Source organism: Streptomyces sp. NPDC051664, assembly GCF_044453545.1.
Taxonomy (GTDB): Bacteria; Actinomycetota; Actinomycetes; order Streptomycetales; family Streptomycetaceae; genus Streptomyces.
Genome location: NZ_JBITCU010000034.1, coordinates 1 through 25,257 on the forward strand (window position 1 = coordinate 1; position 25,257 = coordinate 25,257).

Genomic DNA, 25,257 nt, shown 5'->3' on the forward strand with positions numbered 1-25,257 from the left:
CATCGCGATCTACGACCCGGTCGAACTCACCTGCACCATCGCCCGCGCCGGTCTCCCGGAGCCGGTCGCGGTATTCCCCGACGGCACCTCGGCCGGTCTGTCCGTCCCTCCAGGCCCCCCACTCGCCGGAACAGGCAACGCCCCATTCCCCGCGACGACCGTCAGCCTCCCGGAAGGAAGCACTCTGGCGATGGGCACGGCCGCGCTCGCGGACGAGGTCCTGACGCCGTCCGGTCCACTGCGCCCGCTCCTGGACGGCGCCGGCACAAGGCCCCTGCCTGACCTGTGCGACGACATCGCGCACGCGCTCCCGGACGGCCACCGGACCGGCGAGACACTGATGCTGCTCGCCCGCACGAAGGCGCTGCCCCAGGACCGGGTACTGACCCTCTCGCTGCCCGCGGACCCCGAGGCCGCACCGATCGCCCGCGCAGCGGCCCGCCACCAGCTGGCGGCCTGGGGGGTGGACGAGGAGACGGCGTACACCACCGAGCTCATCGTCAGCGAGCTCGTCGGCAACGCCGTCCGCTACGGCACTCCGCCCCTGCAACTACGCCTGATCTTCGAACGGATGCTGACCTGCGAGGTCAGCGACAACGCGACCAGCGCTCCGCAGGTGAAGCATGCCCGCACCATCGACGAGACCGGCCGGGGGCTGTTCATCATCGCAAGCCTCGCGGACCAGTGGGGCACCCGCTACCAAACCCGGGGAAAGACCGTCTGGGCCGAGCAACCGACAGGGGTGTCGACGGAGCGCCGAAACGATGCCGGGCCTCCTGCCTGAGGGCACCGCGGCCGTGCTTGAGGAGCCGTCCCGCGTCGTGGAACACCTCGGTACCGTGCCGTCGGCTCCGTAGGGGCGGTCACCGTTGCCGCGGCTCACCGATGCCGCTCGCGATCCTGGTGCCGCTGCGCTTCATCGGATGCCAGGGCCGTGTCGCCCGGGGCCGGGCCTGCCGTGCGCCGACCACCTTCCCCTCGGCGTCCCGATGATCGCCACGTCGACGGGTCAGGGTGTTCGTAGGGTCAGGGTGCGGTCGCCACGCGTTGGAGTGCGGCGCCGAGTGCGGCGAGGTCGTGGCCGGCGAGGTTGTCGAGGACGTGCCGTCGGATGCTGGCCAGATGGGAGGGCCAGGCTTCCCGCAGGCGGGCGAGGCCGTCGGCGGTGAGGACGGCGTTCCATCCGCGTAGGTCTTCCTGGCACTTGGCTCGTTGGATGAGTCCCTGCTTTTCGAGGCGGTTGACGACGCGGGTCATTCCGCTGAGGGACAGGTTGCAGGCAGCGGCGAGTTCGCTCATCCGCATCCGGTGGTGGGGAGCCTCGGACAGGAACATGAGGGGGGTGTACTCGGAAAGGGGAAGCGCTCCGTCACGGACCATGTCCGCGTCCACCAGTCGTGGCAGCGCCGTCATGACATTGCCCAGGGCGCGCACGAGCAATTCCTCGGTCTGGTCCAAGGGGCGCAGGGGCTGTTCGTCGCGGGGCATGCCTCACATCCTATCTCCTTGACAAGGCAAGTACTCGGTCATTTACTTGACTCAGCAAGTACATACCCAAGCAAAGGAACAAAAGATGACAAAGATTGGCATCATCCTCGGCAGTACGCGCCCCGGACGTAATGGCGAGGCCGTCGCCCACTGGGTGCACGGGCTGGCCACGGCCCGCACCGACGCGGAGTACGAACTCGTCGACCTGCTGGACTACAAGCTGCCGCTGCTGGATGAGGTGTACCCGCCTGCGATGGGTCAGTACAACCAGCCGCACACGCAGGAGTGGGCCGCGAAGATCGCCTCGTTCGACGGCTTCGTCATCGTGACCCCCGAGTACAACCATTCGGTGCCCGGTGCCCTGAAGAACGCCATCGACTTCCTGGCCGCCGAGTGGGCCAACAAGTCCCTCGGCTTCGTCAGCTACGGCTCCACCGGCGGCACCCGCGCCGTGGAGCACCTGCGCCTGATCGCCGGTGAGCTGCAGATGGCGGACGTCCGCTCCCAGGTGGCGCTCTCCCTGTTCACCGACTTCGAGAACTTCAGCGTCTTCAAGCCCGCCGACCTCCACAGCGAGAGCCTCACCACCACTCTCGACCAGGTCGTCGCCTGGAGCAACGCCCTCGCTCCGCTGCGCGTCGGCTGACGCGAGCTATCACGAGGCGCCGCTGACACCCCTCCGCACCAGCGTCCCCGACGCCGGTGCGGAGCGCAGGGCCTGCGCCACCCTTTCGACCGCTGTGGGAAATGACGAACCCGTCGATGCCAGGGCCCCCGATCACGCTCGGGCCGGACACGTTCGGTGACGTGACCCACGACGCCCAGGGCCGGCCGCTGTCGCACGGCGAGACGATCCGCACCCAGGTGGCGGAGGGGTGTCCCCGCGCAGGGACAACACAGAAAGACGGACAGAATGCAGTTCGGAATCTTCACGGTCGGCGACATCGCACCCGACCCGGTCACCGGCCACACCCAGAGCGAGGCGGAACGCATCAGCAACGTGATGCGAGTGGCGCAGCGGGCCGACGAGGTCGGCTTGGATGTGTTCGCACTCGGCGAGCACCACAATCCCCCCTTCATCCCGTCCTCGCCCACCACCCTGCTGGCACACATCGCGGCGCTGACCGAGCGCATCATCCTGAGCACGTCGGTCACGCTCATGACCACGAATGACCCGGTGAAGATCGCCGAGGACTACGCCATGCTCCAGCACGTGGCGAAGGGACGGCTCGATCTCATGATCGGGCGTGGCAACACGGTGCCGGTCTATCCGTGGTTCGGAAAGGACATCCGGCAGGGCGTGGCTCTCGCTCTGGAGAACTACAACCTGTTGCACCGGCTCTGGCGGGAGGATGTCGTGGACTGGGAGGGCACCTTCCGCACTCCGTTGCAGGGCTTCACCTCGACCCCGCGGCCCTTGGACGACGTGCCGCCCTTCGTCTGGCACGGCTCGATCCGCACGCCCGAGATCGCCGAGCAGGCCGCTTACTACGGCAACGGGTACTTCGCCAATCACATCCTGGCGCCGAACCTGCACTTCAAGCCGCTCGTGGACTTCTACCGCGCACGTTTCGAGCACTACGGACATGGCACGAAGGAACAGGCAATCGTCGGTCTCGGCGGGCAGGCGTTCATCGCCCGGCGGTCCCAGGATGCCGTGAACACCTTCCGCCCGTACTTCGAGGAGTATCCGGTTTTCCGGGGGAGCTCGCTCGATGACTACATGACCCGCACACCCCTGAGCGTCGGCAGTCCGCAGGAGGTCATCGACAAGACCCTCACCTTCCAGGAGGGTTTCGGCGACTACCAGCGCCAGCTCTTCGCGCTCGACGGCATGGGCCTGCCTGTCGAGATGGCGCTCGAGCAGGTCGAACTGCTCGGAACCGAGGTCGTCCCGGTGCTCCGCAAGGAGATGGCCGGCAGGCGCGCCCCTGGAGTGCCCGACGCCCCCGTCCACAGCACCCGGGTCACGGAGAAGTACGGCGATGCCGAGCCACGGCAGCCGCGCCCGAACCCGAACCGCGGCGACAACCTCTCCGGCGCATCCCCGTACCAGGACAGCGACCCGGCCGTCGAGGCACACTTCCCGTCGGCCGTGTGACCAGGGCAGGCAGCATTTCCACTCGCGATCGAGGCGTGGGAGGCCTTCTCCCGGGCGAGGCGCTCCGCGACGTCGGCCTCGCGCGCTTCGAGGCCGACGAGTACGAGGCAGCGACATCCACCGCGCCGAAGAAAGAGGAAAGAAACCCCGCATGAGCCTCAACACCTCCGACCCGCACGATTCCTCCGAACCGGACAGTCCCTTGCGCCTCGTCGTCGTCAGCGCTGGTGTGAGCGAACCCTCGTCCACCCGCCTTCTCGTGGACCGCACCGCGCAAAAAGTCCTCGACCTGCTCCTCGAATCCGACAGGTCCGCGACCGTCGGTGTCATCGAGCTCGGACCGCTCGCGGTCGACATCGCCCAGGCGATCGTCTCCGGATTCCCCAGCGAGCGCCTCAAGACCGCATTCGAACGCCTTGCCGCGGCCGACGCCGTCATCACCGGCACACCCGTATACAAGGCAGGCATCAGTGGACTGTTGAAGTCTTTCGCCGACATCCTCGACAACGACCTGCTCATCGCCAAACCGGTCATCCTCGCCGCCACCGCGGGCACATCCCGGCACGCCATGGTTGTCGACGAACAACTCCGGCCCCTGTTCGCCTTCCTGCGCGCCCTCCCCGTGCCCACCTCCCTCTTCGCCGCACCCGAGGACTGGGGGCAGGCCGCGCTCGGCGACCGGATCCAACGCGCCGCCACCGAACTCGTACTCCTGCTGCGCAGCGGCGTCGGCCGGTCGATCGCCGACAGCGCCTGGACCGGTTACCAACACCAGTTCGGGGGCAACGCCACCCGCGCCGAACACACCACCGACGACGTCGACTTCAACACCGACCTCATGCGACTCGCCGCCGGCGGAACAGCGTGAGAGCGCGAATACCTACCGGTGGAGGCGCCGAGCGGGAACACCCCTGCGCGACGGCCCCGGTCCGTTGCAGGAGGGCGCACAGCACCCGGTGGCGAGGCCTGGTGACGGGCATCGCGTGAACTACGAACAAGGACAAGTGGTGGCGTCACTTTCCAGGCCGGTGCCCGCGCCCACCACCACGCCCGGCCTCAACGGGCCGGGCCCAGGGCGCGCCTCCCCTGAGCCTGAGCCGGCTCGGTGAGCGCACGCGATTCCGGTACCCCGGCGCGCACGAGCGCACTCAGCAGCCCCAAGGACGCCTCCTCCAGGCTCCCGAGAACCGTGCGCCGGTCCCGCGGTTCGATGGGTGCGACGGACGGGACCGCGAGGACATGGCAGCCCGCCGCTTCCGCCGAGGCAACGCCCGTAGGCGTGTCTTCCACGGCCACACAGGCGCCCGGAGCCACACCCAGGGCTTGGCAGGCGGCGAGGTACGGATCGGGGTCGGGTTTCGTGCGGAGCGTGTCGTCGGCGGTGACCGTGATGGTGAACCGGCCCGCGCCCAAGGCCTCCAGGGCCTTCACGACGGTGTCGGCGACGTGCCGCGGCGAGGCCGTGACGAGGGCGGTGGGAACGCCCTCGCTGCGCAGCGCCACGAGCAGCTCGACAGCGCCGGGGCGCGGCACGACGTCGGCGCGCACCCGGGCCGCGAATTCCCTGTGGAGCTCAGCGGCGACCGCGTCGACCGGCGCGCCGGCGGCCCGGCCCAGTGCCCTCGCCGTGTGCTCCACGGGGCGGCCCAGCACATCGGGCTGGTCGGCCTCCGTGAGTGTGTAACCCAACCCGGCAGCCACCTCGTCGACGGCCCCCCACCACAGCTGCTCGGTGTCCACGAGGGTGCCGTCCATGTCGAACAGCACGGCTTCCAGCAGCGACGGCTGGACGGGCGTGGTGCGCGGGTGCTTCACAAAGGTCTCTTTCAGCGGGTTGGCGTAGGGCGGGTGCTGACGTCCTGCAGGGCAGTACGCCTGCAGACGTCCTGCGGGCATTCGGATGCGGCGACGCCGGGATTCAGTGGCGCCGGGCCGCGACCAGCACCGGCCGGTCCGGGAGCATCACGGTCACGGCGGTGCCCGCGGCGAGTACCGCCGCGTCGTGCGTCGGCAGGTCGGCCTTGACCTCGGTGCCGTCGGCGAGGCGGACGGCGACGCGGGTGACGGCGCCGAGGAAGGCGGTGGCGACGACTCTGGCGTCGCCCATGTCGTCCGCGGCGAGCCGGACGGCTTCGGGTCGTACGAGGACGTCCACGTCGTTGCCCTCGCCCGGGTCGCCGTCCACGGGCAGCCGTCGCCCCAGGACCGCCACCGTCGTGCGCTCGGCGTCGAGGACGCCCGGGATCCGGCTCATGGTGCCGACGAACTCGGCGACGAACGCGGTTGCGGGCCGCGCGTACAGCTCGGCGGGGGCAGCGCACTGCTCCAGCCGCCCCGCGCGCATCACGGCGACGCGGTCGGCCATCGAGAGTGCCTCTTCCTGATCATGCGTCACAAAGAGTGTGGTGATGGCGAGTTCCTGCTGCAGACGGCGGATCTCCTCGCGGAGCGTCAGCCGTACCTTGGCGTCGAGCGCGGACAGCGGTTCGTCGAGCAGCAGGACCCGCGGGCGCAGCGCGAGCGCGCGGGCCAGCGCGATGCGCTGCTGCTGCCCGCCGGAAAGCTGGTGCGGGAAGCGTTCACCCGTGTCCCCGAGGCCTACCAACTCCAGCAGCTCGGCGGCGCGGGCGCGCCGCTCGGCCGTACGGACCTTGCGCATGCGCATCCCGAATGCGACGTTGTCGAGCGCGGTGAGGTGTGGGAAAAGGCTGTACGACTGGAAGACCATCCCGGCGTCGCGGCGGTGGGCCGGCACCCGGGTCACGTCCTCGCCGTCGACGAGTACCTCGCCGGAGTCCGGGTGTTCGAACCCGGCGAGCACGCGCAGTGCGGTGGTCTTGCCGCAGCCGGACGGGCCGAGCAGGGCGAGGAGTTCTCCGGGCCGCGCGGTCAGGTCGAGGCCGTCGAGGGCGACGGTGGCGCCGAACTTGCGACGCATGCCGCGGAATTCGACGGTTGCGGCGCCGGTCGTGGCGGCCTTCTCCAGCGTGGTGATCGTCATGGTGGGGGTCATCCCTGGGAGGCGGTACGGGAGGGGGCGCGGCGGCCGCCGAGGGTGGCGACCGCCAGGAGGAGTGCCCAGGTCAGGAACAGGCTGAGCACGGAGACGGCGACGGACATCTGGGCCTGGGAACCGCCGATGCTGTAGATCCACACGGCGAATGGCTGGAAGCCGAGGAGCTGGGCGACCGTGAACTCCCCCAGCACGAGTGCCAGCGTGAGGAACGCCGCGTTCAGCAGCGCGCCGCGGAGGTTCGGCAGTACCGCGCGGACGAGGGCCTGAGGCCAGCCCGCGCCGCAGCTGCGGGCGGCCTCGACGAGCGTGCGCACGTCGACGGCGCGCAGCCCCGCGTCGAGGGCACGGTGGACGAACGGCAGAGCCATCACGACGTAGGCGAGGACGAGCACGACCGGAAAGTCCGGGTTCTGGAGCGCGACGAACGTCTGGAAGAGCGGCGTCGTCGCGAGGTACTCGGGACCCCACTTGAGGACCGTTCCGATCCCGGCGACGAACGCGATCGGCGGGACGATCAGCGGCAGCGAGCAGATGACCTCGACCACGGGCCGCAGCCGGGGCGCGCCGAGCCGCAGCGCGACCATGGCGGGCACCATCAGCAGCAGAACGACGGCGATCGTGGCTGCGGCCAGTTCGAGGGAGAGCACCAGGCTGGGCAGGAAGCCGTCGGTGCCGAGGATCTGCGCGTACGCGTCGACGTTCAGGCCCTGACCCGGCACGTCGACCGTGAAGATCACGGAGGCTGCCAGCGGCACCAGGAAGTAGAGCCCGGCGACGGCGAGGACCGCGGCCCGCCCGGGGCGGAAGGTGGTGTTCAGGCGAGCCATCGCGCGCTCCGTCGTTGCAGGGGCAGGTACACGGCCATCACCAGGCCCGCGACGAGGACCATGTCGAGGCTGAGGGCCAGAGCCACGTTCTCCTGGCCGACCAGGACATTGCCGGAGATGGCGTCGGCAATCTGCAGGGTGACCAGCGGGACCGAGCTGCCGACCATGGCGGCGGCAGTGGCGTAGGCGGCGAAGGCGCTGCCGAACAGCAGCACCAGACCACCGAGCAACGACGGCGCGAGCACCGGCAGGGCGACGTGCCGCCAGTACTGGGCATGTGTGGCGCCGTTGTTCCGGGCGGCCTCGCGCCACTGGGAGCGCAGCCCGTCGAGGGCGGGCGTGATGGTGAGGACCATCAGCGGGATCAGGAAATAGAGGTATGTGAGAGTCAGGCCCCAGAAGCTGTACAGGGTCCAGCCCGCGTCGGCGAGGCCCAGGTGGGTTGTGAGGACACCGGAGTTGCCGAGCGTCGCGACGAAGGCGAAGGCGAGCGGGACGCCGCCGAAGTTCGCGAGCACCCCGGAGGCGGTGAGTACGGCCTCGCGCAGTGCGCGGAAGCGGGAGACCACCACGGCCTGGGCGAGCAGCAGCCCGAGGAGCATGGCGATGGCCGCCGAGACGGCGGACAGTTTGACGCTGCCCAGGAGCGCTGTCAGATAGGCGCCGTGCAGCGACGCGGTCAGGTTGGCGGTGGTGTAGTACGTGGCGCCGGTGGCCGGGTCCTTGACGGTGAAGGCGCCGTTCAGCATGGCCAGGGCCGGGATCCCGAAGGCGATCGCCACGAAGACGAGCAACGGAACGACGGCGAGCCACCCGGCGCTCCGGCGCCGCCGCCCCGGGGCAGCGGCGGCGGGCGCGGCTGCCACGGGGGGCGGCGCGGAAGTGACAGTCATGCCGGAGGTCATCCCGAGACGGCCTTGCCCCAGCCCTGGGCGATGACGCCCTTGGCCTTGTTCTGCTGGGCCTCGGTCGGGAACGTGACCGCGCCGGAGACCTCGGGGAGCTTGGCGGCGGCCTCCTTGTCGAGCGTCCCCGCCTTGTCCATGGCGGGCATCAGCACCGGGCGGGCGTAGCCCTTGAGCCAGAGGTTCTGACCCTCGACGCTGTACAGGTACTCCTGCCAGAGGCGGGCGGCGGCGGGGTGCGGGGCGTCCTTGGTGATGGCCTGCGAGTAGTACTGCGCGTACCGGCCGTCGGACGGGACGGAGACCTTCCAGTCGACGCCCTTGCTCTTGAACTCGTCGGCATAGCCGGCGTTGAGGTAGTCCCAGTCGATGCTGATGGGCGTCTCGCCCTTCTCGACGGTCGCCGGGGTCGACTCGACCGGCGTGTAGTTCCCGTTCTTCTTCAGCTCGGCGAAGAAGTCCAGTCCCGGCTGGACATCGTCGAGGGAACCGCCGTTCGCCAGGGCCGCCGCGTAGACGCCGCCGAACGCGGAGCCGGACTTGGTCGGGTTGCCGTTGAGCGCGACCTGGCCCTTGTACTCGGGCTTGAGGAGGTCCTTGAAGGTGGTGGGGCAGTGCTTGACGCGCTTGGCGTCGCAGCCGATGGAGACGTAGCCGCCGTAGTCGTTGTACCAGCGTGCCTGCGGGTCCTTCTGCGCGGCCGGGATGTCGTCGTACGAGGCGACCTTGTACGGCGCGAACAGTCCCTGCTGGGCCCCGCTCAGGGCGAACGAGCTGCCCAGGTCCAGCACGTCGGGGGCACGGTCCTGGCCCTTGCGCGAGGTGACCGCGTTGATCTCGTCCTGGCTGCTGCCGTCGGGGTTCTCGACCTCGATCTTGATGCCGTACTTCTTGGTGAAGCCGTCGATCAACGCGCCGTAGTTGGCCCAGTCGCGGGGCAGCGCCATGGCGTGCAGCGTGCCCTCCTTCTTCGCCGCGGCGACGAGGGCGTCCATGCCGCCGAAGTCCGTCGCGGAGCCGGCGGTGGCGGCCTTCTTGCCGTCGGGGGTGGTGGCAGACTGGCTGGTGGCTGCGCCACAGGCGCTGAGGCTGAGGGCGGCGACGGCGAGGCCGCCGGTGAGCACGGCGATCCTGGACAGGGGCAACGTCACGATCTCTCCTGGTGTGGCGCCCCGGGCGGAGAGTCCCGCTGGGGCTCGACAGAGAACTTGTTTGAACAAGTTGTCCTCAGTAGGCACGCCCTCCATGACGCCCCGGTTAACAGAGGGGCAACTGTGACCACCACTCTCCTGGACACTCGTCGGATGCCCTCCACGAGAACGGAGCCCTTCCCGTTCTCGTCTACGCTGGTTCACCTGCACACTGCGCACAGCACGAGAGGGGACCATGGCAGCCCGACACGAGGAGATCGCCGAGGAGTTGCGCGAGGCGATCGATCGCGATGAGTACGCGGTGGGCAGCCGGCTGCTCCCTGAGACAGAACTCGCTGCACGCTACGGCGTCTCGCGCGGCACCGTCCGCCAGGCCGTCGCCGCCCTGACCTCGGAGGGTCTGATCGGGTCCCGGCAGGGCGCGCGGCGCGTGGTGCTCGCCAGCCGCCGCAATCAGAGCTTCGCCGAGCTGCGCAGCTTCGCCCAGTGGGCGCGCGCGATGGGCCGTACGGCGACGGGCCGGGTGGTGTCCTCGGAGTACCGTCCCACGACCGCCCAGGACTCGGTACGCCTCCAGATGCCGGTCGGCGTACCGGTGCTCCACGTCCTGCGGCTGCGCGGCCTGGACGGCGAACCGGTGCTGCTGGAACGGACGGTGTACGCGGACTGGATCGCCCCGGCTGTGGAGCGCATCGAGGCGGACTGTCCATCGGTGACGCAACGGCTTTTCGAGGACTCGGGGTTGGTCTTCGCGTACGGTGAGCATCTGATCGACGCGGTGGCGGCGGGAGCGCAGGACGCCGAACTGCTGGGCGTGCGCCGGACGAGTCCGCTGCTTCGGGTGCGCCGGGTCACGACCACCCGCGAGGGCCGCCCCGTCGAGTGGTCCGACGACCGGTACTGCTCCGACGCGGTGAGCTTCAGCGTCCACAACTCGATCGGCAACAACGCGCTGGCCCGTCGGACCGGCCCGGGCGCGACGCCGGCGAGTCCCGCGAAGACAGCCGGGGGCCGCCGGGCCGGGGTCGCACCGGTTCTCGGCCTCCGGGCCCAGGCATGACCCGGGCCCAGGCATGACCGTGACGTCCCGCCCGCCCTGCGACGCCCGGCACGCGCACGCGCTACCGCACTCGCGCGCCGATTCGCCCCGTAGAAGCCACCGATAGGCGCAGGCACCCGACCCATCCGCCGGCACATGGACCGGCTCGCCCCGAGAGGATCGACGTGGTGCAGGTGACCTGTCCCGTCTCGTCGGTACCGACCGCGCCTGCCGATTGAGAACATCCGCTCAAGTGACCTCCGCTGCCGTCCGTGGCGGCGCCTGCGGAGGGAGACAGGGGGTCGACGTCCTCTGCCGGCAACTGAGACCCGGCTCTGCATGGCAGATGGCTCCACGCAGCGAATCTGCACGAGAACTCCAGCTCACCCAAGGCCTCCTGAATGCTGCCCAGGAACGCGGCGATCCCTGCTGCCGGCCGTCGCCTTCGTCCGAGGTCCGCAGCGTGCAGCGAGGTGCGGATGACGTTCACCCGGGCCTGATTCGCCGACGAGCAGAGCTCACACGCTGCGCTCCACCCAGCGGGCGGGGGTCGTGCGCGACGGGACGGTGACCGGAGCCAGGACCGAAGGCGTTTTGCGCCGCACACTGCGGCCCGGGACAACAGCCTTGCCCTGGTGGGGTGTTCCCGGCATTCGGCACGCTTCGACCCGGTCAGCCCTGCCCCCCGGTCACGCGCCGGGTTGGGACAGGTTTCCCGAATGGTTCGCTTCTACGCCGCCACTTGTTTGAACAAGTTGGGAAATGCTGGCCGCTGCACTCTTTACGGCCTACGGATTTTCCGGGAGACATGCTCTTCATGAATGCCATCGACCGCAGACGGTTCATGCAACTTGCGGGCGGCACCGCTGCTCTGTCCGCTCTGTCCACCAGCATCGCTCGCGCGGCGGAGATCCCCGCGCACCGCAGGACGGGCTCCATCAAGGACGTCGAGCACATCGTCGTCCTGATGCAGGAGAACCGTTCCTTCGACCACTACCTCGGCGCACTGCGCGGCGTTCGGGGCTTCGGGGACCCGCGCCCGGTGACGCTGCCGAGCGGCAAGCCGGTCTGGCACCAGTCGGACGGCACCAAGGAGATCCTGCCCTTCCACCCGGACGCCAAGGACCTCGGCCTGGCCTTCCTGGAGGACCTGCCGCACGGCTGGAACGACACCCAGGCCGCCTTCAACAAGGGCAAGTACGACAAGTGGATCCCGGCCAAGTCCGCCACGACGATGGCGCACCTGACCCGTGAGGACATACCGTTCCACTACGCGCTCGCCGACGCCTTCACGGTCTGCGACGCCTACCACTGCTCGTTCATGGGCTCCACCGACCCGAACCGCTACTACATGTGGACGGGTTACACCGGCAACGACGGCAAGGGCGGCGGCCCGGTCCTCGGCAACGACGAGGCGGGCTACGCCTGGACCACGTACCCGGAGCGGCTGGAGAACGCCGACGTCTCCTGGAAGATCTACCAGGACATCGGCGACGGCCTGGACGCGGACGGCGGCTGGGGCTGGATCGGGGACGCCTACCGAGGCAACTACGGCGACAACTCGCTGCTGTACTTCGACCAGTACCGCAACGCCAAGCCCGGCGACCCGCTGTACGACAAGGCCCGCACCGGCACCGACGCACGCAAGGGCGAGGGCTTCTTCGACATCCTCCGTGCCGACGTGAAGGCCGGCAAGCTGCCCGAGGTCTCGTGGATCGTCGCGCCCGAAGCCTTCACCGAGCACCCGAACTGGCCCGCCAACTACGGTGCCTGGTACATCTCGCAGGTTCTGGACGCGCTCACCTCCAACCCCGATGTGTGGAGCAAGACAGCACTGTTCATCACCTACGACGAGAACGACGGCTTCTTCGACCACGTCGTGCCGCCCTTCCCGGCCGGCTCGGCCGCACAGGGCAAGTCCACCGTCGACGTCAGCGGCGACCTGTACGCGGGCGACAGCGGCCGCCCGGCGGGGGCGTACGGCCTGGGTCAGCGCGTCCCGATGTTCGTGGTGTCGCCGTGGAGCAAGGGCGGCTACGTCTGCTCCCAGACCTTCGACCACACGTCGATCATCCAGTTCATGGAGCGCCGCTTCGGCGTGACGGAGCCCAACATCTCCCCCTGGCGCCGTGCCGTCTGCGGTGACCTGACCACGGCGTTCGACTTCCGGCACAAGGACAGCCACACGCCGCACCTGCCCGACACCACCGGTTACCTGCCGCCCGACGGTGACCGGCACCCCGACTACGTGCCGACGCCGCCGGCCAAGGGCGCGCTGCCCCGCCAGGAGCACGGTCTGCGCCCCGCCCGACCCATCCCGTACGACCTCGCGGTCGATGGCAAGGTCGGCGCCGCGGGCTCGCTGCGGATCGACTTCGCCTCCCACGGCAAGGCCGGCGCCGGCTTCCTGGTCACCTCCGCGACGGACGCCTCCGGCCCGTGGACGTACACCGTCGGTTCGGGGCACTCGCTGTCCGGCGTCTGGAACGTCTCCGCGAACTCGCACGGCGCCTACGACTTCACCGTCCACGGTCCCAACGGCTTCCTGCGCCAGTTCGCCGGCAAGGTCACCGCCGCAGGCCCCGAGGTCGACGCCCGCCACGACAGCAAGGACGGAGCCGTGCGCCTCGTCCTGACCAACGACGGCCGCAACACCATCACGCTCACGATCAAGGACGAGTACGGCAAGCACAAGCCGGCCACCTACCGGCTGCGCCCCGGCGCCCACGTGGTGCACTCGGCCAGGACCGAGCGCACCCATGGCTGGTACGACCTGACCGTGACCGCCGACCACGACGGCACCTTCGTGCGCCGCCTTGCCGCCCACGTGGAGAGCGGCCACGCGAGCACTAGCGACCCGGCCTTCTCCGCCCGCTGACCCCGCTCCCGTTCCGGCCGCGGCCCGGTACCACCGGACCGCGGCCGACGCCGCTCCACCAGGGTCTTTCGTTTGGATCAGGCTGGATCAGGGAGCGGGGTCCGGAGCGTGCAGCTGCAAGGCGGAGGAAGGAGCCCACGCGGAGCGAATGGGGCGTCCCCTGCTCGAGCGAAGCCGAGAGCTCGGGGAAAACTGACGACAACGCCGCAGATGTGCGTGCCAGACCCCCGCGAGCCCAGCATGATCCAAACGAGAGGCCCTAGCTGTCATCTGAGGGGGACGTGCCGGTCCGTCTCCGCGCGGCGGTCACCCGGCGCTCCATTCGGACTCCGGCCATGCGTACTCGTCGAAGCCGGCCGGGAGCTTCCCGCACGGGGCGTAGGCACTGACGGCGAGCGTCCCGGTGGGCTCGTACCAGTCCACGGCGACCATGTCGTCGGTGTCCGGGTGCTCGAAGCGGAACCCCATGTCGGAGACGTTCTCGCCGGTGAGCCTCCAGCCCTCGTGCTCCAGCCGTCGGCGTACGCGTTCCTGGCCGGCACGGGCGGTGCTTCGCGGGACGTCTGTCACCCGCCACTCGAGAACAAAGCTGCGCACGTCGCTGCGGCCTTCGTCGATGTGGGCGATGGACCGCAGCCCCCGGTAGTAACAGGCGCCCGTTTCCACACCACTGGAATTCACGCCAGGCCGCCCAGGTAGCGCCACTTCCTCGTACACCCGCTGAGCCTCCCCCTTGAGCCGTACCGCAACCTGGTCAGGCACAACCGCCGGATACGGCTCTCCCTCCCACACCTGGTGACCGACCACGGACAGGCCCACGGCCAGTAGAGCGCCGGTGAGCCACAGAACCGAAGGAACGGAGCACTTCCTCAGCATCCGCTGCTCCCTCCCCCGACCCAGCGGGCGGTCGGACAGCAGACACCCGGCAACACAACGGCGAAATCACTGGTGAGACCCCGAACCGAGCACATGAATCGGACGGTAGAAGACCACGACCGCCCCGCACCTGAGGGCAACTACTCAGACCTGCATGAGTAGTTGCCCGGCCGACATCACAACGGACCCGGATGCCGACCCGACATGGCGTCAGGCGGCCTTCCTCAAGGTGTTCTTGGACTCATCATCGGTGGTTCGGTGCACCGTCGTCCGTCGGCGGGCCATCACAAGCGTCGTGCCCACCGCCAGGCTCAGCGCGGGCAGCACAGGAAAGCGGCCGCCATATGCGAAGCCCCGCATGGCGAACCAACTCAGAGCGGCAACGGTTGTCGCCAGGCCGAGCCACAGCGGCCAAGAGCGGCGCAAGCCGATGTCCGGCCGGACTCGCTCGTACAGAAGCGCCTGCCGGTGCTCCAGCGGCCGCAGCGCCAGGAGAACACCGACCAGGACAACGCCGAGAACCAGCAGCCAAGGCACCCGCAGCCCCCACCATGCCGCGGACCCGAACGCGGGCGCGGGCGCGATCCCGGTCAGGTAGAACGCGGCGGCGACGCCCAGAACCGGCAGCATGTGCCACAGGTACAGCGTCATGCTGGCGCCGCCCACATGGCGCACCGCCCGCCACACACGCTCGCGGTCCAGAAGCCGCCGTACCGCCGGCGCGGCAAGCAGACACAGGCCGACCTGGGCCACTGCCCACGCCAGCATGGCCGCCGACGGCGGATCGGTGTTGCTGGGGTTCTGCCCGGTCACCAGGATCAGGCTGACCGGGAACGGCCCGAGCGTGATCAGCGCCACGAAGGCCAGTCCCCCGCCCGCCGCCATCGCGACCGGCACCCGCCGACGCCCCGTCAGCAGGCCGTCGCGCCAGCAGAAGCCCAGCTGGTAGGCCACGCCCCACACCAGCACATAGTTGAGCAGACCGACGTACGGCACACCTACCGCCAACGTCAACGCGTCGGCCGCCAGGGCGGCCGCGCCCATCGCCACGGGAACGAGCAGGCTCCAGCGCCGGTGCGCCGCGTGCAGCGACGGAGTCAGGGCGCTGAGGAGCAGATACACCGGCAGGAACCAGAACTGCATCGCCATCGCCCACCCCACCAACGCGAGGGTGTCCGGATCCACGCCGACGGCCGAGCAGATCCCGACGGCGAGCAGCACCAGCCCGCTGTACACGGCCGCCGGAAGCAGTAGCCGCAACGCCCGCCGTCCGACCCACCCGGCGGCCGTACCACCCGTCTCACGGACCCGCGACCAGGAACCGCCCGCTGCGTGCCCCCCGGCCAGGAAGAACAACGGCATGATCTGGAACCCCAAGGTCAGCCACTGGGTCCAGGGAATGGTCACCAGCAGCTCCGGCGCGGTGATCTGCCCACCTGGTCCTGGGACCAAGGCGGTGATCAGCCAGTGCCCCATCACCACCAGGACGATGGCCCACGCGCGCATGAAGTCGACATAGCGGTCTCTGCTCATGCGTCGTCATGCTGTCGCAGAGGCGATGGAACCACGGTGGGAAGTCGAGACCGCAACCAATTCGTACTCGGTACGACATCACTCCCGTGTCAGGAGTCCGCGATGCAACGACTTCGTACGGTAGTTGCCGGCTGGGCAGCACTTGCGATCCGTGGCCGGTCGCCCACGCGAGCTCGCCGTCATGCCTGACCTCCTCCGGTCGCATGATGGCCCCTCCTGGCGAAGACTGGACGTGTACGGGCAATCGACGACAGCAGGGGGCACGCGGTCGTGTGGCGCCCGCGGCAGCCCGCGCCGGATCGGGTGAGCACTGTGACGTCTTCTCCCTTCGGGTCAGGCGACCCGTTTTCCGACCTTTTCGATCGCTTCTTCGGAATGAGCCCGGCGGCCTCTCCGCCCGCCGTACAACGCGTGCCCATCGGCCGCCTCCTCAGTGACTCCTCGCACGAACTGCTGGCGGCTGCCGGCGCCCGGGCTGCGGAGGACGGGTCCGACCTGGCCACCGAGCATCTGCTGTGGGCCGCCACGCAGGTGGCGCCGGCCCGCCGCCTGCTGGAACAGGCCGGCGTCGATCCGGACAGGCTGGCGGCAGACGTGCAAGAGCTACTGCCCTCAGGCAGCGGGAACGGGGAGCCCGCCCTGACGCCTTCCGCGAAACGGGCTCTGCTGGCCGCTCACGCTCGGTCCCAGGCAAGCGGCGCTTCGTACATAGGCCCCGAGCACATCCTCAGTGCGCTGCTGGAGGAACCGAGTTCCGATGCCGCGCAGATGCTGCGTTCCGAGGGGACTTCCCCGCAGACGCTGCGCGAGGGCCTCGGCGGTCGGCGGTCCGCGGCCGACGGGCACAGCAGCACCCCGACCCTCGACGACTACGGGCGTGATCTGACCGACGAGGCTCGCAGCGGGCGGCTCGATCCCGTGGTCGGCCGGGCCGACGAGATCGAGCAGACCGTGGAGATCCTCTCCCGCCGGTCCAAGAACAATCCCGTGCTCATCGGCGACCCCGGCGTCGGGAAGACCGCCATCGTGGAGGGGCTGGCACAGCGGATCATCTCCGGTGACGTGCCCAAGGCCCTGCAGGACAGGCGGGTCGTCTCACTCGACATGGCCGGACTCGTCGCAGGCTCCAAGTACCGCGGCGAATTCGAGGAGCGGCTCAAGAAGGTGATCGACGAGGTCACCGCTGCGGAGAAGAACATCATCCTGTTCATCGACGAACTGCACACCATGGTCGGTGCCGGGAGCGGAGGCGAAGGCGCCATGGACGCCGGAAACATCCTCAAGCCCGCGCTGGCCCGCGGAGATCTCAGTCTCGTCGGCGCGACCACCATCGACGAGTACCGCAAGAACATCGAGAAGGACGCCGCCCTCGAACGACGATTCCAGCCCGTGATGGTGCGCGAGCCGACCGTGGACGAGACCGTCGAGATCCTGCGCGGGCTGCGCGACTCGTACGAAGCCCATCACCAGGTGCGTATCACCGACGAGGCCGTCGACGCCGCGGCCGCGCTGTCCGACCGCTACATCACCGACCGCTTCCTGCCGGACAAGGCCATCGACCTCCTCGACCAGGCGGGAGCGCGGGTGGCGCTGCGCGGCGTGAGTGGCAGCACCGAGGCCGCCGAGCTCAAGGACCGGCTCACCATGCTGAACCGGGAGAAGGACGAAGCGGTCAGCAACGAGGACTTCGAGCGCGCGGCCGAGCTCAAATCGCTCATCCGGGAGACGGAGCACCGACTCGCCGATCTCGGCGGGGAGCGGGCCGAGGTCGCCGATGTCACCGCCGAGGACATCGCCGAAGTACTGTCCAGGCGCACCGGCATTCCTGTCTCACAGCTCACCGAGACCGAGCGCGAGCGGCTCCTGAAACTCGAAGAGGCACTCCACAAGCGCGTGATCGGCCAGGACGAGGCGGTCACCGCCGTGGCCCAGGCCGTGCGCCGCGGCCGCGCGGGCATGGGTGACCCCGGCCGCCCCACCGGCAGCTTCCTCTTCCTCGGCCCCACCGGCGTCGGCAAGACCGAACTCGCGAAGGCGGTCGCAGAGTTGCTGTTCGGCGGCGAGGACCGAATGGTCCGCTTCGACATGAGCGAGTTCCAGGAGAAACACACCGTCTCCCGGCTCGTCGGATCCCCGCCCGGATACGTCGGCTACGAGGAAGCGGGGCAACTCACCGAGGCGGTGCGCCGCAAGCCCTACTGCGTCCTGCTCTTCGACGAGGTGGAGAAGGCCCACCCGGACGTCTTCAATCTGCTGCTCCAGGTCATGGACGACGGGCGGCTCACGGACGCACAGGGCCGTACGGTCGACTTCCGCAACACCGTGATCATCATGACCAGCAACATCGCGTCGAAGCACATCCTGGACCACTCGGGCTCGGTCGACGAGATCAGGGACGACCTCATGGCCGAGCTGCGGGCGCATTTCCGGCCCGAATTCCTCAACAGGATCGATGAGATCGTCGTCTTCCACGCCCTGACCCGGAAGGATCTGATCCGGATCGTCGACCTGCTGCTGGAGCGCAGCCGCCGCAGACTGCACGCGCAGAAGATCGATCTGGAAGTCACCGAAACGGCCAAGGAGCTGCTGGTCAACCGGGGCTACCAGCCCGAGTTCGGCGCCCGGCCGCTGCGCCGCACGATTCAGTCCGAGCTGGACAACCGGCTGTCGAACATGCTGCTCGACGGGGCGCTCAACCCCGGCGACACAGTCGTCTGCGACGCCCAGGACGGCGAGCTCGTCTGCACCGTCGACGGTTCGGAAGGCTGAGGAGCCGTCCGGCGCATCGGCCTGCTTCCACTGTTGGATGCCACGCCCGACCTGCCCTTGTGTCCCCCTGGGTCATCACACGGGGTACCCGAAGCCGCGTGCCGACCTGCCCGCCGGATGCGGCAGGATGGAAGGTCGTTTCGGATCCGAGAATCAAGCAGGTATCACAAGGTGACAATAGATCACATACGGCACCCGGCAACGGATTCCGCCGCCGGACCGCTCCGCCTCTCGACGGGAGGCAACCGGTGAACCGGGCACTCACACTCCACGACCTGATCGTCGCCGGGGTCATGGTGGCTGCCGGCGTCCTGGCGGGACTGCTGCTGCGCGCCGCCCTGCGGTGGCTGGGAGAGCGTGCGCGCAGGACGCGGTGGAGCGGGGACGACGTCATCGTCGACTCTCTGCGGACCCTGGCGCCCTGGGCGGCGATAGCTGCGGGCGTGGCGGCGGCCGCCGCGGTGCTCCCGCTGACCTCGCAGGTCGGACGCAACGTCAACCGGACGCTGACCGTGCTGCTCATCCTGGTAGCCACACTCACCGCGGCCCGGGTGATCACCGGTCTGGTGCGGTCCGTCGCCCAGTCCCGGTCCGGGGTGGCCGGGTCGGCCACCATCTTCGTCAACATCACGCGCGTCGTGGTGCTGGCGATGGGCTTTCTCGTCGTGCTGCAGACCTTGGGTGTCTCCATCGCCCCGCTCCTCACCGCACTGGGTGTGGGCGGCCTCGCGGTCGCTCTGGCGCTGCAGGACACTCTCGCCAACCTGTTCGCGGGCGTGCACATCCTCGCCTCGAAGACGGTGCAGCCCGGCGACTACATCCGGCTGAGCAGCGGCGAGGAAGGGTACGTGGTCGACATCAACTGGCGTAATACCGTGGTGCGTCAGCTGTCGAACAACCTGGTGATCATCCCCAACGCCCAACTGGCCGGCACCAATATGACCAACTTCAACCGGCCGGAACAGCAGATGTCGGTGCTGGTCCAGGTCGGAGTCGGCTACGACAGCGACCTGGAGCACGTCGAGCGCGTGACCGCCGAGGTCGTCGCGAGCGTCATGACCGACATCACCGGCGGCGTCCCCGACCATGAACCGGCCGTCCGGTTCCACACCTTCGGGGATTCCAGGATCAACTTCACGGTGATCCTTCGGGCCGGTGAGTTCAGCGACCAGTACCTGATCAAGCACGAGTTCATCAAGCGCCTGCACCAGCGCTACCGGGCCGAAGGCATCAAGATTCCCGCCCCGATGCGGACGGTGGCCGTGCAGCAGGGAGAGACTCCGGTGCCGATCCCACACCAGCGCACCGTCGGCTTGTGAGCTGCCCCGAGCCCCGACAACCGCCGCGGCGGTGGTGCTGACAGCGGTCATCGACCGACCTCCGCCGCCACGCTCCGGGACGCGGCGGGTGTACGACCCGGTGACGGTGGCAGAAGCGGAAGTGGTAGCAAGGATGTCCATACACCGGGGGATCCGCTGCCTCCCCCGGCGCTGCCAGGCCGCGCCGCGCCTGACCACGTCCCCCGGAGAACCAGCCGTGCCGAGCAAGACCACCGCAACCGCCGCCGGACGCGTCCCCCGCCAGGTCGGCCCTGCAGGGCGGGCCGCCCACTGGCGGTCCGCCCTGTGCCGTACCCCTGTGTCTATCTGGAAGGACGACCTCTCGGACTGGGCCGCCGCCCTGACGTACTACGCCATCCTCGCGCTGCTCCCGGCGCTGCTGGTCACCGTCGCTCTGATCGGCCTGGCCAATCCCCGGGCCACCGACGCGCTGATCACCGACATCACCGCGTTCGCCCCGGCGGAGTCCGGAGCCGCGTTGCGCCAACCGCTGGAGGCCGCGACCCACGAGCGCGGCGCCGTGTGGCTGCTCATCGCGACGGGGACCGTCAGCGCCGTGTGGTCCGCCTCCAGCTACCTGGCCGTCTTCCGCAGGGCGCTGCACACCCAGCACGGGGTGCGGGACAAACGGCCGGCGCTACGCAAGGCCCACATCATCGTGGCCACCGCCGTGGGACTTCTGCTGCTGCTCATGACCAGCGCGTTCGCCCTGGTGCTGACCGGACCGCTGGCCCGCTGGCTGGGGCACCGGCTGGGCCTGGTACATGCCAGTGAAACGCTGTGGGCCGTGCTGAAGTGGCCCGTCCTGGTGTTCCTGGTGGCCTGTCTGATCATGGTGCTGTTCCGCACCGGACCGGCGTCGGCCAGGGGTCTGCGGCGGAGCCTTCCCGGCGGGGTGCTCGCCGCGTTCCTGTGGCTGGTCGCCTCGGCCGGGTTCGCCCTGTACGCCACGCACATCGGCTCGTACAGCCGGCTGTACGGCTCGCTCGCCGGGCTCGTCGTCTTCCTGATCTGGGTCTGGTTCACCAATCTGGCTCTGCTGGCCGGCGCCCAGTTCAACGTCGAACTGGCGCGGCCGACGCCGGGCCGCTCGTAGCGGCGTCACCCGCGCCGGTCTTTTTTCGGGGTACGCCCCGGAGCTGGGTGCTCCGGGGCGTACGCGTCCGTGGTGTGCCGGTCGTCAGTGACGCGGCGCGGGGTAGGCCTTGGGCAGGCGCATGCCGCGGTCGGCCATGATGTCCCGCACGCGGTTGGGGTAGTCGGTGATGATCCCGTCGATGCCCATGTCCATGAGCGCCTCGATGGTGGCGGGGTCGTCACAGGTCCACGGGATGACCTTCAGACCGCGCTCATGGGCCTCGGAGATCATCTTCTTGTCGGGGTAGAAGCGGAAGGCCGGGTCCGCGATCGTGCCGTTCTGCGGGAAACCGTAGTTCGGGGACAGCGCGGTGACACCGGGGACGGCAGCGGCGGCCTTGACGAAGTCGCCGTCGTAGTCGTCGGCGTCGATGCCACCGAGCCACGGGGAGGCGCCGGGCTTGCCGACCTGGAGGAAGTCGTAGTTCGTCAGCGCCACCAGCGGGTACGACGGCGCGAGCTTGTGCATCTCCTTCAGCGACCCCCAGTCGAAGGACTGGATGGTGACCTGCTTCTCGATCCCGGAACGGTGGATCTCCTCGAAGACACGGCGGACGAACAGCTCACGCGGTGCGGTCTGCTCGGGCGCGCCGGCCTCCACCTTGGTCTCGATGTTCAGCTTGACCTTCTTGGCCTTGTAGCTCTTGACCAGGTTGAGGACGTCCTGGAGCTCCACCATGCGGAAGCCCTTGACCTGCTCCTGCTCGGGGAAGCCGGGCAGCTGCTGGTAGCCGCAGTCCATGCTCTTGATCTGGGCCAGCGTCAGGTCCTTGATGTACTTGCCGACATACGGGTACATCGGGTCACCGGGCGTCACGGGACCGGTGTCCTTGCACTTCTGGGCGCTGATCTGGCGGTCGTGGTTGACCACGACCTTCTGGTCCTTGGTGATGTGGGTGTCCAGCTCCAGGGTGCTCACGCCGAGGCGCAGAGCCTTGCCGAAGCCCTCCAGCGACTCCTCGGTGGTCAGGCCGAGGCCGCCGCGGTGGGCCTGCAGGTCGAAATGAGTCTTCTGGGGCGGTACGTGGTGGTGGTGCTGGGCCGTGGCCGCCTGCGCGGTCGCCGGAACGGCGAGCACGGGCAGGACGGCTAGGCTGGCGACTGCATGCCGCAGGGACATCTATGCCTCGTCTATTTCGGGCGAACTGGACCTTGCGAAGCTAAGCCGCAACCCCGGATCGCACGAAGCTCAGACATGAGTTCATCGTGAACGCCCGGAAAACGATCGCCCCTTCTGATGCCGGAGGGAGGACGAACGCGCTGAAAGAGCGTTTTGCTCGGGGCGTCTGTTTGATTCCACCCAGGATGTGGGGCTGGTCCCGGTGGCCCGATCGCGTGCGTCGAGTGGCGGTGGTACGGAACGCCGAGGGTGGCCTCCGGCTGCACCATCAGCGGCTTCGCCGGTGTCCGCCTCGACGGCCGTCGAGTGCGTCCTCCGCGCGGCTCGTCAAGCGGTCGGCTCGCTCCTGGGACATGCTTGTCCCACCTCGTCGGGAAATGATTTGCAGGCGGGCAGATTCCCGGCCTACGGTCTTGTACATGGGTTCCCTGTGACAGTCCCCGTGCGACCGCGTTGAGCTTGGCTCCGCCGTCGCGCGTTCTCATCCGTGCTCCCGCTCTCCCGCGATGCCGCCTGCTGTCCGGCGTGCCGTGGAGTGTTCTGGTCTGCGCGGATGCGTCCAGCTGCCCGTTCCGATCGGCCTGGCCGAGAACAGGGGACTCTTCATGCTCACCACACAGCTCTCTCTTCAGAATGTTGCCCGCCGCCACGGCGATCACGTCGTGCTGGACGACGTGTCTTTCAGCCTCAAGCCTGGCGACAAGGCCGGGATCATCGGCGACAACGGAGCCGGGAAATCCACCCTGCTGCGACTGATTGCCGGGCAGGACCGGCCCGACAACGGCGAGCTGACCGTGATCGCGCCGGGCGGCTCGGGCTATCTCGCCCAGTCGTTGGCTTTGCCTTCCGAGGCCAGCGTCCAGGACGCGGTGGACAAAGCTCTTGCCGATCTGCGCGGCCTCGAGGAGCGCATGCGCCAGGCCGAAACCGGGCTCCAGGGCCTGGCGGGCGTGGGGCTCACCGCGGCCCTGGATGCCTACGCCCAGCTGGTCGCCGAGTTCGAGGCGCGCGACGGTTATGAAGCGGATGCCCGGGTGGACGTTGCTCTGTGCGGACTCGGCCTGCCAAGGCTGCCCCGGGACAGGATGCTGGGCACGCTGTCGGGCGGTGAGCGGTCGCGGCTGGCGCTGGCCGCGGTCCTGGCGTCCCAGCCGGAGCTGTTGCTGCTGGACGAGCCGACCAACAACCTGGACGACCAGGCGGTGCGCTGGCTGGAGGCCCACCTGCAGGGGCATCGTGGCACCGTGCTCGCGGTCACCCATGACCGGGTGTTCCTGGAGCGGGTCACCACCACGATCCTGGAGGTCGACGAGGGCATGGTGGCGCGTTACGGCGACGGCTACGACGGCTATCTTGCCGCCAAAGCCGCCGAGCGGCGGCGCCGGTTGCAGGAGTACGAGAACTGGTGCACGGAGATGGTCCGCAACCAGAAGCTGGCCGACACGAATGTGGCACGGCTGGGGGCGATCCCGCGCAAGCTGCCGTTCGCCGTGTTCGGCCACGGCGCCTTCCGTACCCGCAGCCGCGGTCACGGGGCGATGAGCCGTATTCGCAACGCGAGGGAGCGAGTCGAGCGGCTGACGAACAGTCCCGTGGCACCGCCGCCCGATCCGCTGGTGTTCGCCGCCCACTTGACCACCGTCGACGGGCCGGCGCGGCAGACGGCCGCGGACCTCACCGGCATCCGTGTCGGGCACCGTCTGCATGTGCCGTCGCTGCGGATCGGCGGCGACGAGCGGCTGCTGGTCACCGGCCCCAACGGAGCGGGCAAGACGACGCTGATGCGGGTGTTGGCGGGTGAACTGCAGCCCGAGGAGGGGACGGTACACACCCGTGGCCGGGTCGGGCACTTGAGGCAGGAGGAATCACCGTGGCCGCCTGGTCTGACGGTGCCGCAGGCGTTCGCCGAGGGCCGCGGAGGCGACCTGGACGAGCACACCGACCGTCTCCTCTCGCTCGGCCTGTTCAGCCCCGCAGACCTGCGCCTGAAAGTGGGCGAGTTGTCCTATGGACAACGGCGCCGTATCGAGCTGGCCCGTCTGGTGAGCGAACCCGTCGATCTCCTGCTGCTGGACGAGCCCACCAACCATCTCTCCCCGGCCTTGGTCGAGGAACTTGAAGGAGCTCTGACCGGCTACCGGGGCGCGGTCGTCATCGTCACCCACGACCGCCGTATGCGAACCCGCTTCACCGGCACCCGCCTGGAGCTGAACGCCGGCCACGTCTCGCAGCTGGCTGGCCCTGGTAACCCTGCGAGTGACCAGGTTGCTCAGTAGTTCGGCGGTCTGCGCTTCCATGTCGACGCCGCCTCCCAGTTGCTCGTTGAGCGTACGAAGGCCAGGCGCTCGACCATGCTTGCTCTCCCAGTGGCGCCAGAACTACTTCATCCGGTTCTACAGCCTGCGGGTGCCCGGCCGAGGGGCCCGAATCGGGCTGGATGTGGCTGAGCGGGGCACGTAGTGTCGGCCTGTGCGGTGGCTGGGCCGAACAGCCGGTGCCCGTACCGCATCAGCTCGTGGGCCCAGGATGGATTGACACGTATGCATCTTCTCCCTTTCGCCACCGCTCACGCTGCCGCGGTGGCGGACTGGCCGACTGCTTCCGCGGAAGTCGTCATGTGGTGCGGGCGGCAGGAGTTCCCTGTGCCCGCACAGACGATTTCCGCGTGGCAGCAGGATGACGACGTTCAGGCTCACGTGCTCGTCGAGGATGAGAAGCTCGTCGGTTACGGGGAATTGTGGTTCGACGCCGAGGAGGACGAGGTCGAGCTGGCTCGGATCATCGTGGCACCCGAGGCCCGCGGGAAGGGGCTCGGCCGCGTGCTCGTCCGGGGCCTGCTCGCGCAAGCTCACGAGTCGGGTTGGGCCGATGTCTTCATGCGCGTGCACCCGGACAACGAGAAGGCTCTGAGGTGCTATCTGGGGGCCGGGTTCATGCCGGTGGCCCCTGGCCTTGCCGAGAACTGGAATGCCGCTCAGCCGGTCAATTATGTCTGGCTTCGGCACGATGCCGAGAGATCGGGCGATTGAGCTACCGCCATTGAAGTCGTGATGTCGGATGGGATCGGAGGACCAGGG

At 69.0% G+C, this 25,257-nt stretch carries 19 protein-coding genes and 1 pseudogene; 11 read left to right on the forward strand and 9 right to left on the reverse strand.

Translation table 11 applies throughout. The features are described from left to right. On the forward strand, nucleotides 1-784 hold a 784-nt coding region (locus ACIA8E_RS35220; RefSeq protein WP_399304438.1), incomplete at its 5' end, for an ATP-binding protein. A 242-nt stretch (nucleotides 785-1,026) separates the two neighbouring features. Here ACIA8E_RS35220 and ACIA8E_RS35225 read toward each other — a convergent pair. Next, nucleotides 1,027-1,488 (reverse strand): MarR family winged helix-turn-helix transcriptional regulator, encoded by a 462-nt coding sequence (locus ACIA8E_RS35225; RefSeq protein ID WP_399304440.1) that lies wholly within the window; start codon nucleotides 1,486-1,488, stop codon nucleotides 1,027-1,029. An 85-nt stretch (nucleotides 1,489-1,573) separates the two neighbouring features. Between ACIA8E_RS35225 and ACIA8E_RS35230 the strand changes: the two genes are divergently transcribed. The 3 genes from ACIA8E_RS35230 to ACIA8E_RS35240 all read left to right on the forward strand — a co-directional run bounded on the left by ACIA8E_RS35230 (nucleotide 1,574) and on the right by ACIA8E_RS35240 (nucleotide 4,457). Continuing rightward, the gene (locus ACIA8E_RS35230; protein ID WP_399304441.1) at nucleotides 1,574-2,134 is read left to right on the forward strand and encodes an NADPH-dependent FMN reductase; all 561 of its coding nucleotides are present in this window, start codon (nucleotides 1,574-1,576) and stop codon (nucleotides 2,132-2,134) included. Between the two features lie 267 nt (nucleotides 2,135-2,401). Continuing rightward, nucleotides 2,402-3,589, forward strand: a complete 1,188-nt coding sequence (locus tag ACIA8E_RS35235) for a CE1758 family FMN-dependent luciferase-like monooxygenase (protein WP_399304443.1) — start codon at nucleotides 2,402-2,404, stop codon at nucleotides 3,587-3,589. Nucleotides 3,590-3,740: 151 nt separating this feature from the next. Then, complete coding sequence (locus ACIA8E_RS35240) at nucleotides 3,741-4,457, forward strand: CE1759 family FMN reductase (RefSeq protein ID WP_399304445.1); 717 nt, start codon at nucleotides 3,741-3,743, stop codon at nucleotides 4,455-4,457. A 236-nt stretch (nucleotides 4,458-4,693) separates the two neighbouring features. Here the strand turns inward: ACIA8E_RS35240 and ACIA8E_RS35245 are convergent. The 5 genes and pseudogenes from ACIA8E_RS35245 to ACIA8E_RS35265 form a co-directional block, all read right to left on the reverse strand. Continuing rightward, nucleotides 4,694-5,404 (reverse strand): annotated as a pseudogene (locus ACIA8E_RS35245) (HAD family hydrolase); the annotation flags it as partial. A gap of 103 nt (nucleotides 5,405-5,507) precedes the next feature. Continuing rightward, nucleotides 5,508-6,590: an ABC transporter ATP-binding protein gene (locus ACIA8E_RS35250; RefSeq protein WP_399304447.1), complete on the reverse strand. Its 1,083-nt coding sequence runs from the start codon at nucleotides 6,588-6,590 to the stop codon at nucleotides 5,508-5,510. A gap of 8 nt (nucleotides 6,591-6,598) precedes the next feature. After that, nucleotides 6,599-7,432, reverse strand: a complete 834-nt coding sequence (locus ACIA8E_RS35255) for an ABC transporter permease (RefSeq protein ID WP_399304449.1) — start codon at nucleotides 7,430-7,432, stop codon at nucleotides 6,599-6,601. Then, a complete protein-coding gene (locus ACIA8E_RS35260) occupies nucleotides 7,420-8,325 on the reverse strand; it encodes an ABC transporter permease (RefSeq protein ID WP_399304450.1) in 906 nt (301 codons plus the stop codon). Before ACIA8E_RS35260 ends, ACIA8E_RS35255 begins: the two co-directional genes overlap by 13 nt. Nucleotides 8,326-8,333: 8 nt before the next feature. After that, on the reverse strand, nucleotides 8,334-9,488 hold the full coding sequence (locus tag ACIA8E_RS35265; RefSeq protein ID WP_399304452.1) for an ABC transporter substrate-binding protein: 1,155 nt from the start codon (nucleotides 9,486-9,488) through the stop codon (nucleotides 8,334-8,336). 235 nt (nucleotides 9,489-9,723) lie between these two features. Between ACIA8E_RS35265 and ACIA8E_RS35270 the strand changes: the two genes are divergently transcribed. Then, nucleotides 9,724-10,548: a GntR family transcriptional regulator gene (locus ACIA8E_RS35270; RefSeq protein WP_399304454.1), complete on the forward strand. Its 825-nt coding sequence runs from the start codon at nucleotides 9,724-9,726 to the stop codon at nucleotides 10,546-10,548. Between the two features lie 796 nt (nucleotides 10,549-11,344). Continuing rightward, nucleotides 11,345-13,405, forward strand: coding sequence for a phosphocholine-specific phospholipase C (locus ACIA8E_RS35275; protein ID WP_399304456.1), 2,061 nt, complete (start codon nucleotides 11,345-11,347; stop codon nucleotides 13,403-13,405). Between the two features lie 306 nt (nucleotides 13,406-13,711). On the opposite strand, the gene ACIA8E_RS35280 is transcribed toward ACIA8E_RS35275, so the two are convergent. Then, on the reverse strand, nucleotides 13,712-14,281 hold the full coding sequence (locus ACIA8E_RS35280; RefSeq protein WP_399304458.1) for a hypothetical protein: 570 nt from the start codon (nucleotides 14,279-14,281) through the stop codon (nucleotides 13,712-13,714). Between the two features lie 210 nt (nucleotides 14,282-14,491). After that, the gene (locus tag ACIA8E_RS35285) at nucleotides 14,492-15,814 is read right to left on the reverse strand and encodes an acyltransferase (protein ID WP_399304460.1); all 1,323 of its coding nucleotides are present in this window, start codon (nucleotides 15,812-15,814) and stop codon (nucleotides 14,492-14,494) included. 303 nt (nucleotides 15,815-16,117) lie between these two features. Between ACIA8E_RS35285 and ACIA8E_RS35290 the strand changes: the two genes are divergently transcribed. The 3 genes from ACIA8E_RS35290 (at nucleotide 16,118) to ACIA8E_RS35300 (ending at nucleotide 21,019) form a co-directional block, all read left to right on the forward strand. Continuing rightward, entirely contained in the window at nucleotides 16,118-18,583 is a 2,466-nt protein-coding gene (locus ACIA8E_RS35290; protein ID WP_399304462.1) for an ATP-dependent Clp protease ATP-binding subunit, read from the forward strand. Nucleotides 18,584-18,831: 248 nt separating this feature from the next. Further along, a complete protein-coding gene (locus ACIA8E_RS35295; protein WP_399304464.1) occupies nucleotides 18,832-19,902 on the forward strand; it encodes a mechanosensitive ion channel family protein in 1,071 nt (356 codons plus the stop codon). Nucleotides 19,903-20,119: 217 nt separating this feature from the next. Beyond that, a complete protein-coding gene (locus tag ACIA8E_RS35300) occupies nucleotides 20,120-21,019 on the forward strand; it encodes a YihY/virulence factor BrkB family protein (protein ID WP_399304466.1) in 900 nt (299 codons plus the stop codon). Nucleotides 21,020-21,103: 84 nt separating this feature from the next. Here the strand turns inward: ACIA8E_RS35300 and ACIA8E_RS35305 are convergent, their stop codons facing one another. Beyond that, a complete protein-coding gene (locus tag ACIA8E_RS35305) occupies nucleotides 21,104-22,180 on the reverse strand; it encodes a glycerophosphodiester phosphodiesterase family protein (protein WP_399304468.1) in 1,077 nt (358 codons plus the stop codon). A gap of 605 nt (nucleotides 22,181-22,785) precedes the next feature. Between ACIA8E_RS35305 and ACIA8E_RS35310 the strand changes: the two genes are divergently transcribed. Further along, nucleotides 22,786-24,456, forward strand: a complete 1,671-nt coding sequence (locus ACIA8E_RS35310) for a TlrC/CarA/OleB/SrmB family ABC-F type ribosomal protection protein (RefSeq protein ID WP_399304470.1) — start codon at nucleotides 22,786-22,788, stop codon at nucleotides 24,454-24,456. A gap of 264 nt (nucleotides 24,457-24,720) precedes the next feature. Beyond that, entirely contained in the window at nucleotides 24,721-25,209 is a 489-nt protein-coding gene (locus tag ACIA8E_RS35315) for a GNAT family N-acetyltransferase (protein WP_399304523.1), read from the forward strand. Nucleotides 25,210-25,257: the final 48 nt, after the last annotated feature.

Excerpts from the sequence above, each read along its gene's own strand:
- ACIA8E_RS35260 (WP_399304450.1), bottom strand. The coding sequence starts at position 8,325 with ATGACTGTCACTTCCGCGCCGCCCCCCGTGGCAGCCGCGCCCGCCGCC.
- ACIA8E_RS35305 (WP_399304468.1), bottom strand. The coding sequence starts at position 22,180 with ATGTCCCTGCGGCATGCAGTCGCCAGCCTAGCCGTCCTGCCCGTGCTC.
- ACIA8E_RS35225 (WP_399304440.1), bottom strand. The coding sequence starts at position 1,488 with ATGCCCCGCGACGAACAGCCCCTGCGCCCCTTGGACCAGACCGAGGAA.
- ACIA8E_RS35275 (WP_399304456.1), top strand. The coding sequence starts at position 11,345 with ATGAATGCCATCGACCGCAGACGGTTCATGCAACTTGCGGGCGGCACC.
- ACIA8E_RS35270 (WP_399304454.1), top strand. The coding sequence starts at position 9,724 with ATGGCAGCCCGACACGAGGAGATCGCCGAGGAGTTGCGCGAGGCGATC.
- ACIA8E_RS35280 (WP_399304458.1), bottom strand. The coding sequence starts at position 14,281 with ATGCTGAGGAAGTGCTCCGTTCCTTCGGTTCTGTGGCTCACCGGCGCT.
- ACIA8E_RS35255 (WP_399304449.1), bottom strand. The coding sequence starts at position 7,432 with ATGGCTCGCCTGAACACCACCTTCCGCCCCGGGCGGGCCGCGGTCCTC.
- ACIA8E_RS35250 (WP_399304447.1), bottom strand. The coding sequence starts at position 6,590 with ATGACGATCACCACGCTGGAGAAGGCCGCCACGACCGGCGCCGCAACC.
- ACIA8E_RS35240 (WP_399304445.1), top strand. The coding sequence starts at position 3,741 with ATGAGCCTCAACACCTCCGACCCGCACGATTCCTCCGAACCGGACAGT.
- ACIA8E_RS35230 (WP_399304441.1), top strand. The coding sequence starts at position 1,574 with ATGACAAAGATTGGCATCATCCTCGGCAGTACGCGCCCCGGACGTAAT.
- ACIA8E_RS35315 (WP_399304523.1), top strand. The coding sequence starts at position 24,721 with ATGCATCTTCTCCCTTTCGCCACCGCTCACGCTGCCGCGGTGGCGGAC.
- ACIA8E_RS35285 (WP_399304460.1), bottom strand. The coding sequence starts at position 15,814 with ATGAGCAGAGACCGCTATGTCGACTTCATGCGCGCGTGGGCCATCGTC.
- ACIA8E_RS35235 (WP_399304443.1), top strand. The coding sequence starts at position 2,402 with ATGCAGTTCGGAATCTTCACGGTCGGCGACATCGCACCCGACCCGGTC.
- ACIA8E_RS35310 (WP_399304470.1), top strand. The coding sequence starts at position 22,786 with ATGCTCACCACACAGCTCTCTCTTCAGAATGTTGCCCGCCGCCACGGC.